The organism is Microbulbifer sp. 2205BS26-8 (assembly GCF_030731025.1).
Taxonomy (GTDB): Bacteria; Pseudomonadota; Gammaproteobacteria; order Pseudomonadales; family Cellvibrionaceae; genus Microbulbifer; species Microbulbifer spongiae.
Window position 1 is genome coordinate 1 of sequence record NZ_JAVAMR010000241.1, and the last position, 252, is coordinate 252.

The window sequence follows — 252 nt, forward strand, 5'->3', positions numbered from 1 at the left end:
CAGAGCAACGCTGTGCGCGCGCTCAACGTGACGATGAGCTGAAGCCTGAGATCCAGCGGGTCTACGAAGAAAACCACCGCGCCTATGGTGCACGCAAGGTCTGGAAGCAGCTTAACCGCGAGGACGTAAAGGTCGCCCGCTGCACAGTTGAACGGCTGATGAAGGTACTGCAATTGGAAGGTGTTCGAAGAGGCAAACGTTGCGTTACGACTATCCCGGATGGGCTGGCCAACAAGCCGCTGGATCTGGTGA

General features: G+C 57.5%; 1 protein-coding gene. It reads left to right on the forward strand.

What is annotated here, in order from left to right; all coding sequences use genetic code 11:
- A partial coding sequence (locus tag Q5Y71_RS17430) for an IS3 family transposase (RefSeq protein ID WP_306043327.1) occupies positions 1 to 252 on the forward strand: 252 nt, incomplete at both ends.